This window comes from Deinococcus sp. Leaf326 (assembly GCF_001424185.1).
Taxonomy (GTDB): Bacteria; Deinococcota; Deinococci; order Deinococcales; family Deinococcaceae; genus Deinococcus.
The window spans coordinates 316,333-333,041 of sequence record NZ_LMOM01000001.1; the positions used below are offsets into that span (position 1 = coordinate 316,333).

Consider the following 16,709-nt stretch of genomic DNA (forward strand, 5'->3'; position numbering starts at 1 on the left):
GCGGCCCGCGCCGCGCTGCCCCGAGCCGCTGCTGGTGGACACCCCCCAGGCGCTGCGCGCGGCCCTCGACGGGCGCGGGCGTGTGGGGCTGGTGCCCACCATGGGCTACCTGCACGAAGGCCACGCCGCCCTGATCCGGCGCGCCCGCCAGACCACCGACCGTGTGGTGGTCAGCGTGTTCGTCAATCCCCTGCAGTTCGGCAAAAACGAGGACCTGGGGCGCTATCCCCGCGACCTGGAACGCGACCTGCGGGTGGCGGGTGAGGCCGGCGCGGACGTGGTCTTTCACCCGGAGCCGGACCTCATGTACCCGGCCGGTTTCGCCAGCACGGTGCAGGTCGCGGGCGTCAGCGAACCGCTCGACGGCGCGGCGCGGCCGGGCCACTTCGCGGGGGTGGCGACGGTGGTCCTCAAGCTCCTGAACCTCGTGCAGCCCACACAGGCCTTTTTCGGCGAGAAGGACTGGCAGCAGCTGGCGGTCGTGCGGCGCATGGTCGCGGACCTCAATGTGCCTGCCGAAATCGTCGGGGTGCCCACCGTACGCGCCGACTCGGGCCTGGCTCTGAGCAGCCGCAACAGCTACCTCTCGCCCGAGCAGCAGGCCCAGGCCACGGCCCTGTCCGCCGCGCTGCGCGGAGTGCAGGAGGCCTACGCGGCCGGCGAGCGCGACGTGGCCGTGCTCAAACGGATCGGGTTGGACATCCTGGGCCGCGACTCCGCCGTGCAGCCCGAGTACCTGAGTGTGGTCGGGCCGGACCTGACCGAGCCCGCCGTGCTCAGCGCCCATCCCCTGAACCGGGTGCTGGTCGCGGCGCGGGTGGGCGGCGTGCGGCTCATCGACAATCTGCCCCTGCTGCCGGCCAGCGCCTCCGGCTTAGGCCGTGCGGATGCCCCTCTATGAGCTGCTGCGCGAACTGCTGACCCGCCGGGTCTCGGACATCCATCTTCAGGGGGGCGCCCCTCCCCTGGGCCGAATAGAAGGCCAGCTTCATGTCTTCGGCACGCAGCCCCTGTCCCACGCCGACGTGCTGGCGCTCGCCCAGTCGCTGCTGACCCCGGAGGAGTTCGGGTATTTCGAGGACCGCGGCCAGTACACCGCCGCCTGTCAGATCAAGGAACTGGGGCGTTTCCGCTGTCATGTCTTCCGGCAGTCGGGCGCGGTAACGCTGGCCCTGCGCACCATCGGCGCGACCGTGCCCAGCCTCGCCTCCCTGGGACTGCCGACCGACCTGATGACCGGGCTGGCCCTCGCGCCGCGCGGCCTGCTGCTGTTCGCCGGCCCCGGCGACAGTGGACGCACCACGAGCGCTGCCAGCGTGGTGGACCACCGCAACCGCCAGACCACCTCGCGTATCCTGACGGTCGAGGACCCGCCCGAGTACCTGTACGCGCCGGCGCGCAGCCTCGTCGCGCAGCGCGCGGTGGGGCACGACGTCCGCAGCGCTACGCAGGGACTCGCAGCCGCCCGCGTGCAGGACGCCGACCTTGTGTTCGTAGGCGAACTGCTCACGGCCGAGGAGGTGCGCGCCGCCCTGGAGGTCGCGCAGTCGGGGCGGCTGGTCGTGAGCACCTTTCTGGCGCGCGACAGCGGACATGCCCTAGCCCGGCTCGAACGGCTGTTCCCGCCCCACGAACGCGCCGACCTGCGCGCCGCCCTGGCCGAGACGCTGCTGGCCCTGGTCAGCCAGCGCCTGCTGCCGGGGCTGTTCGGCGGCGACCGCGTGCTGGCCCACGAGGTCCTGCCCGGCACCCCCGAGGTGCGCGCGGCGCTGGAGAGCGGCTCACCCGCGCGGGAACTGCGCGCCCTGCTCGCCGGCAGCCAGACGGCCGTGCTGCACCCGCTGGAGGCCCACCTCGCCGCGCTCGTGCGCCAGCAGCGCGTCTCGCCCGAGTCGGCCCTCGCGGCGGCGAGCGACCCGGCCGATCTGCGGGCGCGCCTGCCCGCGCTGGGCTGAGCGAACGCGCCTGCGGGCGCGGCGCCCCAGACCCTATACTCTGGCGGCATGACCAAGCAACGCATTCCCATGACCCAGCGCGGGCACGACAAGCTGACCGAGACGCTCCAGCATCTCAAGACGACCCGGCGCGAGCAGATCAGCGAGTACATGGGATCGGCCATCGCGGACGGTGACCTGCGGGAAAGCGCCGCCTACGACGAGGCCCGGATGCAGCAGAGCGAGAATGAGGGCCGGATCATCGAGATCGAGCATCAGCTCGAACGCGCCGTGATCGTCGCCGAGGACTCGACCGGAGCCATTGGCCTGGGCGCGAAGGTCACTCTGAAGGACGAGAAGGGCGCCGAACGCCGCTTCGAGCTCGTCGGTACATACGAGGTCGACGTGCTCAAGGGCAAGATCAGCGACGCCAGCCCCATCGGCGTGGCCCTGGCCGGCAAGCACGCGGGCGACGTCGTCGAGTTGCAGGGCCCCAAGGGCAAGACGGTGTTCACGGTCGTCAGCGTGGACTACGACTGAAGCCGGCTCCGGAGAGGCCTGATTCCAGCTACCGGGCGGCGCCCGGTCCCGGTTCAGGCCTCCTCTACTGCGGGCCACGCCCTCACGGCGGGCCGTGAACATTCGCTCAGTGTGCGCTTCCCCACGTTCTTCGGCCCTCTCCGGTAGACTCGGACCGACAGACTGGAACCCATTCCATTTTCCCAGTCGGATGGAGGACTTTACATGACGCTTCAACGCTCAAGCGGGGTGCTGCTGCACCCGACCAGCCTGCCCGGCCCCTACGGCATCGGGGAACTGGGGGCTCAGGCCCGGCATTTCGTGGACTGGCTCGCGCAGGCCGGACAGACCTACTGGCAGGTCATGCCCTTGGGGCCGACCGGCTACGGCGACAGCCCCTACCAAGCCTTCAGCGCCTTTGCGGGCAACCCCTACCTCATCGACCTCACGGCCCTCAAGGCCGAGGGACTGCTGCAGGAGAGCGACTTTGTCGCCATGCCCGACTTTCAGGCCGCCAAGGTCGATTTCGGGGTGCAGTACGTGTGGCGCAACCAGATGCTCGACCGGGCCTACGCCGCGTTCGCGTTCGGCGGCGCCCAGGACCTGCGCGCCGGCTTCGACGCCTTCCGGACCGAGGAAGCCGAGTGGCTCGACGACTACGCGCTATTCATGGCCCTCAAGGACGCGCACGGCGGCCTGCCCTGGAACGCCTGGGAAGCGGGCACCCGCGACCGCGACCCCGAGGTCCTGGCGGCCTCGCGCGAGCGGCTGGCCGGCGCCGTCGAACGTGTGCAGTTCGTGCAGTTCCTGTTCTTCCGGCAGTGGAACGCGGTGCGCGCCTACGCCCGCGAACGCGGAGTACAGGTCATCGGGGACATTCCGATCTTCGTGGCGCTGGACAGCAGCGACGCCTGGGCCAACCGCGACCAGTTCTACTTCGACGACCAGGGCCAGCCCACCGTCGTGGCGGGCGTGCCGCCGGACTACTTCAGCGAGACCGGGCAGCTCTGGGGCAACCCGCTGTACGACTGGGACGCCATGCGGAGCAGCAACTACGCGTGGTGGGTCAAGCGGTTCCAGGGCAGCCTCAAGCTCTACGACATCATCCGGATCGACCATTTCCGGGGATTTGCGGCCTACTGGGAGATTCCCTTCCCGGCCGAGACCGCCATCAACGGCCGTTGGGTGCCCGCGCCCGGCCACGAGATGTTTCAGGCCGTGCGTGACGCGCTGGGCACGCTGCCCATCATCGCCGAGGACCTGGGCGTCATCACGCCGGACGTCGAGCAGCTGCGCGACGATTTCGACTTCCCCGGCATGGCAGTGCTCCAGTTCGCCTTCGGCGGCGGGGACTTCAGCGTGAACGACTTCCTGCCGCACAACCTGCGCGAAAATCAGGTCGTGTACACCGGCACGCACGACAACGACACCACACGCGGCTGGTGGGTGTCGGCCGACGACAGTGAGCGCCACAACTTCCGCATCTACACGAGCAGCGACCCCAATGAGCAGACCTTCACGGCGCAGCTCATGCGCATGGCCTTCGAGAGCCGGGCCAAGCTGGCCGTCGTGCCGCTTCAGGACGTGCTCAATCTGGGCACTGAGGCGCGCATGAACCTGCCGGGCACGACCGGCGACCACAACTGGACGTGGCGTTACGACCCGGCCACCCTCCTGCCCAGCCTCGCCACGTCGCTGCGGACCCTGACGGAGAACACGGGCCGGCTCCAGCGCGGCGAATAACCTCCTCTTCCAGAGAAGGCCGTATCCATGCCCCCTTCCGCCGACAGGCTGGTTGGGGGCGTTCTTGTCCACGCTGGGAGCGCCTGTGGCCTCCGCGCGCCTTTACCGAGAGGCCACAGGCGTCCAGGCCGCCCCCCATAACCGACTACCCTGTGCCCATGAAGCTGTATACGAAGACGGGCGACGGCGGACAGACCGGACTGTACGGGGCCGACCGCGTGAGCAAGGGGCACCCCCGGGTCGAGACCTACGGCACGGTGGACGAACTCAACAGCGTGCTGGGTATGGCCCGGGCCGAGAACATGCGGCAGGAGGGGCCGGACACCGGCCTGGAGGCGGACCTCGAATACCTGCAGAACGCGCTGTTCGACCTGGGGGCCGACCTGGCTACCCGCGCGGGCGGCCCCTACGAGAGGCGGCTGAGTCGCCTGGACGCCGGCGACGTGACCCATCTCGAAACCCTGATCGACCGTTACCAGGAAGAGGCCCCGCCCTTTACCGGCTTCGTGCATCCGGGGGGCACGCCGGTCGCCGCCGCGCTCCAGCTCGCCCGCGCTGTGGCCCGCCGCGCCGAGCGGGATTTCGTTCGTCTGCTGGAGGTCGAGGAAGCCAACCCCCACGCCGGGGTGTACCTCAACCGTCTCTCGGACCTGCTGTTCATCATGGCCCGCGCCGCCAACGCCCGCAGCGGCATACATGAGGAAGCGTGGCTGGTCAAAGGACGGCGTTAGGAGGAAGGGCCACCCCTGAGCAGCCCGCCCCTTAGTCCATGTGCAGAAAGGTCAGGATCGCCCGGGCGATCGCGTTGCCGATGCGGTCGCGGTAGGCGGGGGTGGCGAGCAGCGGACCTTCCTTGGGGCTGCTCCCGAACCCGATCTCGGTGAGGATGGCGGCCGTATTCGGGTTGCGGATGACGTAGAAGGCGTCGGTATGCACGCCCCGGTTCAGCGCCCCCGTACTGCTGACGAGATTTTGCTGCACCTGCTGGGCGAGCTGTCGCGAGAAGCTGAGCTTGGCCTGCGCCACGATGTCGCCCAGTACGTTCTGCGCCTTGCCGGCGGCCTGGCGGGTCAGCTCCTGACCCACGCTGCCGCCGCCGTTTTCCGCGACCGCGAGGCTGCGGCTCTGGCCCCCGAGCGGCTGCCCGAAGTAGTAGGTCTCGATTCCCTGCGCCGAGGCTCCACCCGCATTGACGTGAATGCTGATGTAGGCGCTGACCTCGCCGGTCGTGGCGAGGCGGGCGCGGGCGTTGAGGTCCGTGGCCTTGTCGGCGCTGAGGTGCCGGTCGTTGTCGCGCACCATGACCACGTCCACGCCGCGCGCGCGCAGCACGTCGCGCACCCGGCGCGCCACGTCCAGGGTCACGTCCTTCTCGGTGACCCAGCGGCTGGTCATGCCGGGGTCCACGCCGCCGTGTCCCGCGTCAATGACCACCCTCGGGCGCGTCACGGTCCGGGTGCTGGCGGGGCGCACGGTCGCGGCGGCCGGACGGGGGGCCTGGGCCACCGGCCCGGCCGTCCCCTTCGCAGCGCTGGTCCGGGCCGCTCCGGCGCCGGTCGGTATGTCCACGACGAGCCGGGCCGGCTGCGCGCCGCTGCGGGGCAGGACGCTGGCCGTCGCCCGGGCGTGGCCGGGGGCCAGCGTGACGGTCACGGCGGCGCCCTTGACCGCGTAGGCGCGCACGCCCGGCGCCGAGAGGCTGCCCGACTCGGTCCGCAGCGTCTGGCCCAGCGTCACCTGAAGGCGGGTCCCCGTGAGGGTGGTCCTGGGCTTCGCCGCCGTCCCCGCGGCCGCCGGCAGGTCGAACACGAGGCGGGTATAGCCGCTGTGGGTGCCCACGCGCGGCGCGGCCTGTGCCCCCGGTGCCAGGAGGCCCAGTGTCAGCGCGCCCAGGGCGAGCACCGACCGGAGAGACGGCACACGGACAGCGGAAGAAGAACAGATCACGTCGCGCGGAGTTTAACGTTCAAGCCTTGGCTTTGCATGGGAACGCCGTGGCTGCGCCCCGGGTCACCCTCTTTCCGGGTGCGGCCCAGCCCACCTGAACTGGAACTGACGCACGCGCTCACGCCGCTCAGGGCCGCTCCGCTACCCTGCGGGAATGAAGTCGCTTCCCTTTGCCTCCACCCTCCGCAAGCCCGCCCGGCTCCTGACACTGCTGGCCTCGCTGTCGCTGGCCTGGGGCCTGGACTCCGCGCAGGCCGTGGCCTTCGGCAGCCTGAACGTCACGCCGCGCGGCGCGCAGAACCTCAACCTCGAAACGGGCTTCACCGACCTGCCCCAGGGCGGCACCGCCACCGACGCCAAGGGCGGCCTGACCCTCACGGCTCAGAAGATGCAGCTGCGGCCCAACGACCGACTGAACGCCCAGGGCGCGACCCTCAAGACCCGCCAGGGCGGCACCCTGAGCGCCGCGCAGCTCACATACGACCTCAAGAACGGCACGGTGACGGCCTCGGGCGGCGTGACGTACAGCGACGCGCGCATCCAGGGCCTTCAGGCGGCGGGTGTGGTGCTGTACGTGTCCAGCGGCTTCGTGGTCGCCTCGGGCGGCGTGAAGGCCGCCGCGCCCACCATGACGGGCGCGGCCCTCGTGTTCGACCCGCAGACCATGCAGGCGGTCGTAAGCGGTCCCTTCGACCTTCAGGCCCGCCTGGGCCGCAGCGCCGGCAAGGCGGGCGAGAAGCTGCTGCTCACTTTCGCAGGCAACACCCTGACGAACGCGACTGCCAAGCCCACCACCGACGATCTGGCGCGCTTCTCGGCCTACCTGAAGTGATCCCCTGAGGTGAACCCGCGCCGCACCCGCACCTGCTCAGGCAGCCCGGGCCTGATAGCCTGGGGGCATGTTGCGGGTGCTGTTTATCGGGGACGTGTTCGGCCAGCCGGGCAGGCGGGTGCTCGGCGCGCAGTTGCCGCGCATCCGTGCGGAGTTCGACTTCGTGATCGTGAACATGGAGAACTCGGCCGGGGGATTCGGGATGCACCGCGATGCGGCCGACGCCGCACTAAAGGCCGGGGCGAACTGCCTCACGCTGGGCAACCACGCCTGGCACCACCGCGACATCTACGCCCTCATGGGCGACGAGACGCGCTATCCCATCGTGCGCCCGCTGAACCTCAGCGACCCCGGCGCGCCCGGCCTGGGCTGGCGCACCTTCGAGGTCCGGGGCGAGCGCCTGACGGTCGTCAACCTGCTCGGGCGCGTCTTCATGGAGGCGGTCGCCAATCCCTTTCGGGCCATGGACGAACTGCTGGAACGTGACGACCTCGGGCACGTCTTCGTAGATATGCATGCCGAGGCCACCAGCGAGAAGATGGCGCTGGCGTGGCACCTCGACGGCCGGGTGGCGGCCGTAATCGGCACGCACACGCATGTGCCCACCGCCGACACGCGTCTGCTACCGCGCGGCACCGCGTACCAGACCGACGCCGGTTTCACTGGGCCGCACGACTCGGTGATCGGCTCGGCCCCCGCCGGCCCCATCGAGCGTTTTCTCACCGAGCGGCCCCACCGTTTCGGGGTGGCCGAGGGCCGCGCGGAGATGAACGGCGTGATTGTCCAGATGGAGGGGGGGCACGCCACCCACCTGGAGCGCTACCGTTTCGTCGAAGAGTAGGTGGGAACGGGAACACGGCGGGGGGCGCGGCGCAGGCCCCCCGCACCCGCGCCCGGGGGGAACGTATGGGCATTCGCAGTGACGTGAATCTGCTGGGACGCACGCTGGGTCAGGTGCTGAGGGAACAGGAGGGCGAGGCCTTCTTCGAGCTGGTGGAACGCACCCGCGCCCTGGTGCGCGACGTGCGCGCCGGTGGCGACGACCGCGCCCTGCGCGAATTGATCGCCGGGCTGAGCAGCGACGACGCCTCGAATCTGGCGCGGGCCTTCACGTGGTACTTCCAGCTTGTGAATCTGGCCGAGGAATACGAGCGGGTGCGCGTGCTGAGCGCCCAGACCGGCGTGCGGCCCCAGAGCCTGGAGCAGGCGCTGCTCGACCTCAAGGCGCAGGGCGTGAGCGCCGACGAGGCCGAGGCCCTGCTCGCGCGGCTGGAACTGGAGCTGACCTTCACCGCCCACCCGACCGAGATGCGGCGGCGCACGGTGCGCAACCACCTTGTCGAGGTGGCGCGCGACATCCCGCAGCTCAGCAGCACACATATTGACGAGGCGGCGGGCGAGCGCATCGCCGCGCACGTCGAGGCGCTGTGGCGCACGCCCGAGCTGCGCCGCCTGAAACCCACCGTGCAGGACGAGGTCAAGGGCGGCCTGAACTACGTCACCAGCATCGCCCAGGCCCTGCCGATGTTGCAGCGCGACCTCACGCGGGCCTTTGCGCGGGTGTACGGCCGCCCGACGGACGCGCGGCTGCCGCTGCGCTTCTCGTCATGGATGGGCGGGGACCGCGACGGCAACCCGTTCGTGACACCGCAGGCCACCCGCGAGACGCTGGCGCTGCACCGCGAACGCGCCCGTGAACTCATGCTGCGCGCCATCAGCCAGGCCTACGCCGACCTGAGCCAGGAGGACGAGGCGCAGGAGGACGGCCCGGAAGGCGGACAGACCCCCGAACACGCCCCCTACCGCACCGAGCTGCGCGAACTGCACAACGCGGTACGTGACGGGCAGGCCGTCGAGCTGCTGCCCCGCCTGGAGGCCCTGCGCGCACGCATGGAGGCCGACGGCCAGCACCGCAGCGCCGAGCAGCTCCTGACGCCGCTGCTGAGCCTCGCGCGGGTGTTCGGGCAGCACCTCGTGAGCCTGGACATCCGCGAGCACTCGGGCCAGACCGGCGCGGCCGTGGCCGAGCTGCTGCGCGCGGCGGGTGTGGAGGCCGACTACCTCGCGCTGCCCGAGCACGCCAAGCAGGAACTCCTGACGCGCGAACTCGGCTCGCGCCGCCCGCTATGGCCGGCGGGCGAGCCGATGTCGGAGACGCTGGACACGGCAGTCGGCCCCATCCGCGAGGTGCGTGACGCGGCGCGCACCGCCGGGCCGGGGGCCTTCGGGCACTACGTCATCAGCATGTCCGAGAGCGTCAGTGACGTGCTTGAGCCTCTACTGCTGGCGCGCGAGGTGGGCTTCCGGGTGCTGCCAGTGCCGCTGTTCGAGACGCTCGGCGACCTGGAGCGCGCCCCACAGGTCGTGTGGGAACTACTCTCGCTGCCCGAGTACCGCGCGGTGCTGGGCGGCGACGTGCAGGAGATCATGCTGGGCTACAGCGACTCGAACAAGGACGCGGGCTTTCTGGCCGCCAACTGGGCGCTGCACGAGGCCCAGCGCAAGATCAGCGACGTGTGCCGCCGCGCCGGGGTGCACTGGCGCTTTTTTCACGGCCGCGGCACGAGCATCGGGCGCGGCGGCGGCCCGGCCAGCCGCGCGATTCTGGGGCAGCCGGCCGGCACTATCGACGCGGGGATCCGCATCACCGAGCAGGGAGAGGCTCTGGCTGACAAGTACAGCCACCCTGTGCTGGCGCGGCGCAACTTGGAGCAGGCCATGTACGGCCTGATGCTGGCAGCGGCCCGCCCCACCCAGGACCCCCCCCAGGCCTGGATGGACGCGATGGACCGCGCCGCGTCCAGCAGCGCCGGGGCCTACCGCGCCCTGGTGGACGACCCCGATTTCATCGGCTTTTTCGAGCGGGTCACGCCCATCCACGAGATCTCACGCCTGAACATCGCCTCACGTCCAGTGCGGCGGCCCGGCGCCCCTACCCTGGGCAACCTGCGCGCCATTCCCTGGGTCATGAGCTGGACCCAGAACCGCGCCAACCTGCCCGGCTGGTACGGCCTGCACGGGGGCCTGGGCGAGATTGGGCTGGAGACGGCGCGCGACATGTACGCGAACTGGCCCTTTTTCCGGACCGTGCTGGACAACGCCCAGATGAGCCTCGCCAAGAGCGACCCCCTGATCTTCACCGAGTACCTGCGCCTGCTGAACGGCGTGGCAGGGGGCGAACGGCTGGCCACGCACCTGCAGGAGGCCTACCGCGACACCGTGGAGGCCGTGCAGGCGGTGGTGGGTACCGAACTGCTAGGCAATGAACCCCGCCTGCGCGAGAGCATCGGGCTGCGTAACCCGTACATCGACCCCATTCACCGCATCCAGGTTGAGCTGCTGCGCCGGTCGCGCGCCGAGGAAGGCGGCCTCGACGAGTACGAGCGCCCCCTCATGCTGAGCCTTCAGGGTGTCGCGGCAGGGGTGCGAAACACGGGCTGAGCCCTGGGCCGGGCAGCCGTGGGGCAGGGGGCGAGGCGTGACCGGCTTCGCCCTCCTACCCTTCATTCGAGCCGCAGGCGCAGCGGAACGTCTTGGCGCGGCGGCCACGCGCGGTTGTGGCCAGGCACAGGCGAACCGGGTCCGAGCAGGCCGAGGAAAGGCGGCGGGGCAGCGGCTGGGGGCAGAGGCAGCAGTGGGAGACCGGGCAAGGGAATAGAACGGACCATGGCAGACCTCCGCCAACAACAGATTGCTTGGCTTGGTTACGCCTTAAGCATAACAAAAGGTGACTAGGGTGTCAAAGTCGGGGTCGGGAGAAAGGCAAGCAGCAGGCCTGTCTGCTCCTCTGGTCGGTTTACCCCCCGTTCAGGCGTAGCCTGGGACCATGACGGACACGACGGTCAAGCGCAAACTCAACTGGAACTCGCACCACGTCACCCAGGGCGACGAACGCGCCCCCAACCGCGCCATGCTGCGGGCCGTGGGCTTTCAGGACGGCGATTTCGAGAAGCCGATCATCGGAGTGGCGCACGCGCAGAGCAACATCACGCCCTGCAACAACGGCCTGGGCGAGCTGGCCGGGCACATCACCGACGCGATCACGGGCGGCGGCGGGATGCCCCAGGTCTACGGCACGATCACCGTGTCGGACGGCATTTCGATGGGCACCGAAGGCATGAAGTGCAGCCTCGTGAGCCGCGAGGTCATCGCCGACAGCATTGAGACCGTCTCGCGGGGCCAGTCCCACGACGGCGTGATCGTGGTGGGCGGCTGCGACAAGAATATGCCGGGCGCCATGATCGGCATTTCGCGCCTGAACATCCCCGCCATTTTCGTGTACGGCGGCACCATCAAGCCGGGCAAGCTGAACGGACAGGACCTGACCATCGTCAGCGTGTTCGAGGCGGTCGGGTCCTTCGGCGCAGGCAAGATCACCCGCGAGGAGTTCGAGGCGGTCGAGAAGAAGGCCTGTCCCGGCAACGGCTCGTGCGGCGGCATGTACACCGCCAACACCATGTCCTCGGCCTTCGAGGCGATGGGCATGAGTCTGCCCTACTCCTCGACCATGAGCGCGGTGGACGCCGAGAAGGCCACCTCCAGCGCCGATAGCGCCCGCGCCCTGCTGAAACTCATCGAGAACGATATCCGGCCCAAGGACATCATGACCAAGGAGGCGTTCGAGAACGCCATCACGGTCATCATGGCGGTCGGCGGCAGCACGAACGCGGTCCTGCACCTCATGGCGATTGCCCACGCCGCCGACATCGACCTCACGCTGGAGGACTTCGAGCGCATCCGCGAGCGCACGCCGGTGTTCTGCGACCTCAAGCCCAGCGGCAAGTACGTGGCGACCGACCTGCACGACGTGGGCGGCATTCCGCGCGTGATGAAGATGCTCCTGAAGGCCGGGCTGCTGCACGGCGACTGCCTGACCGTGACCGGCAAGACGGTGGCCGAGAATCTGGCCGACGAGCCCGACCTGCCGGAAGCCGGCCAGGACGTGATCCGCGACTACAGCGACCCGCTGTACGTGCAGGGCCACCTCGCCATCCTGCGCGGCAACCTCGCGCCCGAGGGCAGCGTCGCCAAGATCTCGGGCCTCAAGAGCATCAAGATCACCGGCCCGGCCCGCGTGTTCGACAGCGAAGAGGACGCCATGCACGCCATCATGGGCGACCAGATCCGAGCCGGCGACGTGCTCGTCATCCGCTATGAAGGCCCCAAAGGTGGCCCCGGCATGCGCGAGATGCTCAGCCCGACCTCGGCCATCATCGGCAAGGGCTTGGGCGACAGCGTGGGCCTCATCACCGACGGGCGCTTCTCGGGCGGCACCTACGGCCTGGTCGTGGGCCACGTCGCGCCCGAGGCCTACGTGGGTGGCCCCATCGCCCTGGTCCATGAGGGCGACACCATCGAGCTGAACGCCGAGACCTGCGAGCTGACACTGCACGTGCCGGAAGACGAGATTGAGCGCCGCCGGGGCGAATGGGTGGCCCCGGCTCCCCGCTACACGCGCGGCGTGCTCGCCAAGTACGCCAAGCTGGTCAGCAGCGCGGCGGTGGGGGCCTACACCGACTGAGGACTGGGTGCCGAAGGGAGGGCCGTCCACCTGCGGGTGGGCGGCTTTTCCTTTGCCGGTAGCATGGGGACGTGCCCGTTCCCGATTACCAGACGTTCATGCGCCCGGTCCTCCTGATTCTCAGCGACGGCCAGACCTGGAAGATGCGTGACCTGTACGCCCGGCTGGCCGCCGACCTGTCTCTGACCGACGCCGACCTGGCCGAGATGCTGCCCAGTGGCCGGCAGTCGACGTACATGAACCGCATTGGCTGGGCCAAGACCTATCTGGTCAAGGCCGGAGCGCTGCACAGTCCCCAGCGCGGCACGGTCGAAATCACCGGGCGCGGACGGCAATTGCTCGCACAGTTTCCGGAGAGGGTGACGACCAGAGCGCTGTCCGCCTTTCCAGAGTTCGCGGAGTTTCAGATGGGTGGTCCGGCGCCTTCCGCAGAGCAGAACGGACCTGCCGTACCGCAGACCCTCTCGCCCGAGGAACAGCTCGACGCCCTGTATGCCGACCTGAACGCCTCGCTACACGCGGACCTGCTCGCGCAGGTGCGGGGGCTGACGCCCGCGCAGTTCGAGCGGCTGGTGGTGCAGCTTCTCGTGGCGATGGGGTACGGCGGCAACGTGCGCGACGCGGGGGCAGCGCTGGGCCGCAGCGGCGACAACGGCATAGACGGGGTAGTCAAACAGGACGCGCTCGGCCTGGACAAGATCTACCTTCAGGCCAAGCAGTGGGCCGGCAACGTCGGCAGTCAGGAGGTCCGCAACTTTTCGGGCAGCCTGACCTACCACAAGGCGGGCCGGGGCGTCCTGCTGACCACGGCCGGCTTCAGCCCCAGCGCGGTCGAGACGGCCCGTCAGATCGGCAATATCGTCCTGATCGGCGGCGAGCAGCTCGCGGAACTGATGACCGAATACGGCGTGGGCGTGCTGACCCGCAGCACCTACCTCGTGCGGCGGGTCGACGGCGAGTATTTCGAGGAGTTGTGACCTGGGGCGGCTGGCTAGGCATTGCCGACTCACGCCGTCCCCTCGTCACCTCAGAACCCCAGGACCGGGTGCGGGCGATACGGCTCCTCGAGGGCCGCCATCTGCTCGGCCGTGAGCCGCACCGACAGGGCCGCCACCGCGTCTTCGAGGTGGGGCATCTTGCTCGCGCCGATGATGGGCGCGCTCACGCCCGGCTGGGCCAGCAGCCACGCGGTCGCCACCTGGGCGGCAGGCACACCGATCTGCGCGGCGATCTCGGCCACGCGGGCCTGCACGGCGTAGTCGTCCTCGGTGCGGTACATCGACTCGCCGAACTTGTCGCTGCGGGCCCGGGTGGTCTGGGCCTCGCCGGCCTTGCGGTTGCCCGCCAGGAAGCCGCGAGCGAGCGGACTCCAGGGAATGACGCCCACCCCGTCCTCGCGGCACAGGGGCAGCATCTCGCGTTCCTCCTCGCGGTATACGAGGTTGTAGTGGTTCTGCATACTCACGAACCGGGTCAGGCCGTGCAGGTCGGCGGCATGCTGCATCTTGGCGAACTGGTAGGCCGCCATGCTGCTCGCGCCGATGTAGCGCACCGCCCCCATCCGCACGAGGTCATGCAGGGCCGTCATGGTTTCCAGAATGGGCGTCTCGGGGTCGAACCGGTGAATCTGGTACAGGTCGATATAGTCGGTGCCCAGGCGTTTCAGGCTGGCCTGCACGGCGCTCATGATGTGCCCGCGTGAGAGACCGTGGTCGTTGGGACCGTCCCCCATCTTGCCGTGCACCTTGGTGGCGATGACCACCTGATCGCGGCGAGCGAAGTCTTTGAGTGCCCGGCCGGTGATCTCCTCGCTGACACCCTGCGAGTACACGTCGGCCGTGTCGAAAAAGTTGATGCCCAGTTCCAGCGCACGCTGGTAGAAGGGACGGCTCTGGTCCTCGGGCAGCACCCAGTCGCGCCACGCCGGGTCGCCGTAGGTCATGGTGCCCAGAGAGATCCGCGACACCCTCAGGCCGCTCTGTCCCAACCGTACATAGTCCATGCGTGCACTGTAGGCCCGCGGGCGGCGGGTCAGATGGGCGGGGCCGTGGGGCCTTCTTCACCCCGGCCTTCCCCGGCACCCTCATCGGGGGCATCGGCCGGCGCAACCGGGGCCGGCGGACTCAGGCGGCGGTACACGGCGGCGGCCACCAGCCCGCCGGCCAGATACCACGCGGCGGTCAGCAGCGGGGTCAGGGGGCGGCGCTCGCCCGGCTGCCGGCCCAGACCCATCGGCTCCGGCAGCGTGACCGCTCCCACACCGGCCAGCAGCCCCAGTGCGGCGCCCCGGGTCATGGCCCCGGACGCGGCCCCCAGTCCCACCAGCCCGAAATACAGCGAGTTGGAGAGCAGATCGGCCCCCAGGGTCCAGCGGTAGAGCGCCGCGCCGCGCGGAGGCCGGGCGCCGGCGGCACTCACTACACCGCTCAGGGCGCGCTTACCGATCACCTCGACGCGCGGCGCGTGGGGCAGCACCTGACGCACGCCCTCGTTGAGGAGGTTGACCGCCAGGGCGCCTGCGAGCCCACTCAGCAGCGCCGGTCTCCAGGACGGTGCGGTCGAGGCGGAGGGCTGGGGGCCACGGGCAGGGTGAGAGGTCATAGCCGACTTGTACCCGATGACCCCCGGTTCAGCACCGTTCCTGAAGAAGCTCTCTGGACCGGGCAGGCCTCCGCCGTCGCTATACGTCTCCGCCCGGCTGGGCGAGCAGGCACCCTGACCTGAGATGAAGCGCGTTTCCAGGCCCCTACAAGCGACCGACGAACTCCTCTCGGGCGGTGCCCGACCCGCAGAGTCAGGGTGCCGGGCACCTGCTCCGAGTCCAGATGACCAGACCACGCCGTTCCTTCTCTCAATTGTGTTGTCTCTGTAGAAGTATCACCTTCATAGACGCAGTGCGCTCTAGGCTGGTCTGCATGACGACTTCCCTGCCCGGCGCGCGGCCGGGACCCCTGCCGGAGGGCGATTCGGCGGGTGGCCTTCCCCCCGAGCCCACGCCGGCCCTGCTGCTACGAACCTTCGTGGGGGTGGCCCTGGCGGGGGTCGGAGGCGGCCTGCCGGCCCATACCCGCCGGGCGGTGACGACGCGGGGGTGGCTGAGCGAGGAGGACTTCGCCGAGACGTTCACGCTCGCGCAGCTCACGCCCGGCCCGAACGCGGTGAACTTGGCGGCCATGATCGGCGCGCGGCTCGCCGGACGCGACGGAGCGCTGGCCGCCGTGTGCGGGGTCCTGCTGCCGGGGTTGATCGCCATGATGGCCGTGACCCTGGTGACGCTGAGCCTGCCCGGCGGCCTCCCCGCCTGGCTCCAGAGCGCGCTGCACGGCGCGGCCTGCGCGGCGCTGGCGATCATGCTCACGGCGGCGTGGCCGGTGGTGCGGGTGGGCGCGCGGGTGCGCGGCGGGCCGGTGCTCACCGCGCTGGCCTTCGCGGCACTGGGCGTGCTGCGGCTGGACCTGCTGCCGGTGCTGCTTGTGCTCGTGGGCGCCGGTCTGGTCCTGAACTGGCCCCGGCCCCAGGCCCGGCCGGAGCGCGGCGCGTGAGTGTGCCGGTCGGTCACGCCCTGAACGAGTGGCCCGCCCTGCTGCTGGAGTTCGCGCGGCTGGGCCTGATCTCGTTCGGCGGCACGAACATTGCCGAGATGGAACGCGTCCTCGTGGGTGAGCACGGCTGGATCACGGCGACCACCCTCGCCAACGGCTTCGCACTGGGCCAGCTCATGCCGGGGCCGAATATGCTGGCGGTCACGCACTACGGCTACGTGGCGGCCGGCCCGTGGGGCGCGCTGCTGGCCACGCTGGCCTTCTACGGCCCCACCGCCCTGCTCAGTGCCGTGGCCGCGCTGCTGTGGCGCCGGCACAGCGCGCATCCCTGGATGGGCGCTTTCCGCAACGCCCTGCTGCCCTTCGGCGGCGGGGTGATCCTGTCAGGGGCTCTGGTCCTGGGCCAGACAAGTGTGCGCGGCACGCTGGCGGCGGCCCTGGCCCTGGTGTGCCTGCTGCTGCTGTGGAAGACGAAGGTCAACTCGGCCCTGGTGGTGCTGGGCGCGGCGGCAGTCGGGGCGCTGCTGGGGCTGTAGCCGGCGGTCCCGCGTCCCAGTTCCCCCTATCCTCTTTCCCATGCCCTTTTCCGGAGCCCGCCCCTGATTCCGCGTACCTTGCAGGCCCGCGCCGTCATTCCCGGCACCCGGCAGGAGCTGCACCTCTACCGCCGG

The 16,709-nt window shown here is 70.1% G+C and carries 15 protein-coding genes; 12 read left to right on the plus strand and 3 right to left on the minus strand.

The window, feature by feature from the left end; translation table 11 throughout:
* Positions 1–52 precede the first annotated feature (52 nt).
* The 5 genes from panC to ASF71_RS01660 all read left to right on the plus strand — a co-directional run bounded on the left by panC (position 53) and on the right by ASF71_RS01660 (position 4,927).
* Positions 53–901 carry a pantoate--beta-alanine ligase gene (panC, locus tag ASF71_RS01640; RefSeq protein ID WP_056295068.1) on the plus strand — a complete coding sequence of 283 codons (849 nt, stop codon included), beginning with the start codon at positions 53–55 and terminating at the stop codon, positions 899–901.
* A complete protein-coding gene (locus tag ASF71_RS01645) occupies positions 888–1,955 on the plus strand; it encodes a type IV pilus twitching motility protein PilT (protein WP_056293851.1) in 1,068 nt (355 codons plus the stop codon). The genes panC and ASF71_RS01645 overlap by 14 nt, the downstream gene beginning before the upstream one ends.
* A 48-nt stretch (positions 1,956–2,003) precedes the next feature.
* Entirely contained in the window at positions 2,004–2,474 is a 471-nt protein-coding gene (gene greA, locus ASF71_RS01650) for a transcription elongation factor GreA (protein ID WP_056293853.1), read from the plus strand.
* 204 nt (positions 2,475–2,678) lie between these two features.
* Positions 2,679–4,196, plus strand: a complete 1,518-nt coding sequence (gene malQ / locus ASF71_RS01655; protein WP_056293858.1) for a 4-alpha-glucanotransferase — start codon at positions 2,679–2,681, stop codon at positions 4,194–4,196.
* Positions 4,197–4,354: 158 nt separating this feature from the next.
* Positions 4,355–4,927, plus strand: coding sequence for a cob(I)yrinic acid a,c-diamide adenosyltransferase (locus ASF71_RS01660; protein WP_056293861.1), 573 nt, complete (start codon positions 4,355–4,357; stop codon positions 4,925–4,927).
* 31 nt (positions 4,928–4,958) lie between these two features.
* Here ASF71_RS01660 and ASF71_RS01665 read toward each other — a convergent pair whose 3' ends face one another.
* Positions 4,959–6,116 (minus strand): N-acetylmuramoyl-L-alanine amidase, encoded by a 1,158-nt coding sequence (locus ASF71_RS01665; protein ID WP_235514079.1) that lies wholly within the window; start codon positions 6,114–6,116, stop codon positions 4,959–4,961.
* Between the two features lie 181 nt (positions 6,117–6,297).
* On the opposite strand from ASF71_RS01665, the gene ASF71_RS01670 reads away from it, so the two are divergent.
* The 5 genes from ASF71_RS01670 (at position 6,298) to ASF71_RS01690 (ending at position 13,473) form a co-directional block, all read left to right on the plus strand.
* Positions 6,298–6,975: a hypothetical protein gene (locus tag ASF71_RS01670; RefSeq protein WP_056293862.1), complete on the plus strand. Its 678-nt coding sequence runs from the start codon at positions 6,298–6,300 to the stop codon at positions 6,973–6,975.
* A gap of 67 nt (positions 6,976–7,042) precedes the next feature.
* Positions 7,043–7,816 carry a TIGR00282 family metallophosphoesterase gene (locus ASF71_RS01675; protein ID WP_056293863.1) on the plus strand — a complete coding sequence of 258 codons (774 nt, stop codon included), beginning with the start codon at positions 7,043–7,045 and terminating at the stop codon, positions 7,814–7,816.
* Between the two features lie 65 nt (positions 7,817–7,881).
* Positions 7,882–10,416 (plus strand): phosphoenolpyruvate carboxylase, encoded by a 2,535-nt coding sequence (locus tag ASF71_RS01680; RefSeq protein ID WP_056293864.1) that lies wholly within the window; start codon positions 7,882–7,884, stop codon positions 10,414–10,416.
* 385 nt (positions 10,417–10,801) lie between these two features.
* Entirely contained in the window at positions 10,802–12,496 is a 1,695-nt protein-coding gene (gene ilvD, locus ASF71_RS01685; protein WP_056293866.1) for a dihydroxy-acid dehydratase, read from the plus strand.
* Positions 12,497–12,567: 71 nt separating this feature from the next.
* Positions 12,568–13,473: a restriction endonuclease gene (locus ASF71_RS01690; protein ID WP_056293868.1), complete on the plus strand. Its 906-nt coding sequence runs from the start codon at positions 12,568–12,570 to the stop codon at positions 13,471–13,473.
* Positions 13,474–13,523: 50 nt separating this feature from the next.
* Here ASF71_RS01690 and ASF71_RS01695 read toward each other — a convergent pair whose 3' ends face one another.
* Both ASF71_RS01695 and ASF71_RS01700 read right to left on the minus strand, forming a co-directional pair.
* Positions 13,524–14,498, minus strand: a complete 975-nt coding sequence (locus ASF71_RS01695; RefSeq protein ID WP_056293871.1) for an aldo/keto reductase — start codon at positions 14,496–14,498, stop codon at positions 13,524–13,526.
* A gap of 29 nt (positions 14,499–14,527) precedes the next feature.
* Positions 14,528–15,097, minus strand: coding sequence for a hypothetical protein (locus tag ASF71_RS01700; RefSeq protein WP_056293874.1), 570 nt, complete (start codon positions 15,095–15,097; stop codon positions 14,528–14,530).
* Between the two features lie 314 nt (positions 15,098–15,411).
* Here ASF71_RS01700 and ASF71_RS01705 point away from each other — a divergent pair, with 314 nt between their 5' ends.
* Positions 15,412–16,038, plus strand: coding sequence for a chromate transporter (locus tag ASF71_RS01705; protein WP_200939645.1), 627 nt, complete (start codon positions 15,412–15,414; stop codon positions 16,036–16,038).
* Positions 16,035–16,574, plus strand: a complete 540-nt coding sequence (locus ASF71_RS01710) for a chromate transporter (protein ID WP_235514080.1) — start codon at positions 16,035–16,037, stop codon at positions 16,572–16,574. The genes ASF71_RS01705 and ASF71_RS01710 overlap by 4 nt, the downstream gene beginning before the upstream one ends.
* The last annotated feature ends 135 nt before the right edge of the window (positions 16,575–16,709 follow it).

Excerpts from the sequence above, each read along its gene's own strand:
- ASF71_RS01645 (WP_056293851.1), top strand. The coding sequence starts at position 888 with ATGCCCCTCTATGAGCTGCTGCGCGAACTGCTGACCCGCCGGGTCTCG.
- ASF71_RS01700 (WP_056293874.1), bottom strand. The coding sequence starts at position 15,097 with ATGACCTCTCACCCTGCCCGTGGCCCCCAGCCCTCCGCCTCGACCGCA.
- ASF71_RS01705 (WP_200939645.1), top strand. The coding sequence starts at position 15,412 with ATGACGACTTCCCTGCCCGGCGCGCGGCCGGGACCCCTGCCGGAGGGC.
- malQ (WP_056293858.1), top strand. The coding sequence starts at position 2,679 with ATGACGCTTCAACGCTCAAGCGGGGTGCTGCTGCACCCGACCAGCCTG.
- ASF71_RS01660 (WP_056293861.1), top strand. The coding sequence starts at position 4,355 with ATGAAGCTGTATACGAAGACGGGCGACGGCGGACAGACCGGACTGTAC.
- ASF71_RS01695 (WP_056293871.1), bottom strand. The coding sequence starts at position 14,498 with ATGGACTATGTACGGTTGGGACAGAGCGGCCTGAGGGTGTCGCGGATC.
- ASF71_RS01670 (WP_056293862.1), top strand. The coding sequence starts at position 6,298 with ATGAAGTCGCTTCCCTTTGCCTCCACCCTCCGCAAGCCCGCCCGGCTC.
- ASF71_RS01675 (WP_056293863.1), top strand. The coding sequence starts at position 7,043 with ATGTTGCGGGTGCTGTTTATCGGGGACGTGTTCGGCCAGCCGGGCAGG.
- ilvD (WP_056293866.1), top strand. The coding sequence starts at position 10,802 with ATGACGGACACGACGGTCAAGCGCAAACTCAACTGGAACTCGCACCAC.
- ASF71_RS01680 (WP_056293864.1), top strand. The coding sequence starts at position 7,882 with ATGGGCATTCGCAGTGACGTGAATCTGCTGGGACGCACGCTGGGTCAG.
- greA (WP_056293853.1), top strand. The coding sequence starts at position 2,004 with ATGACCAAGCAACGCATTCCCATGACCCAGCGCGGGCACGACAAGCTG.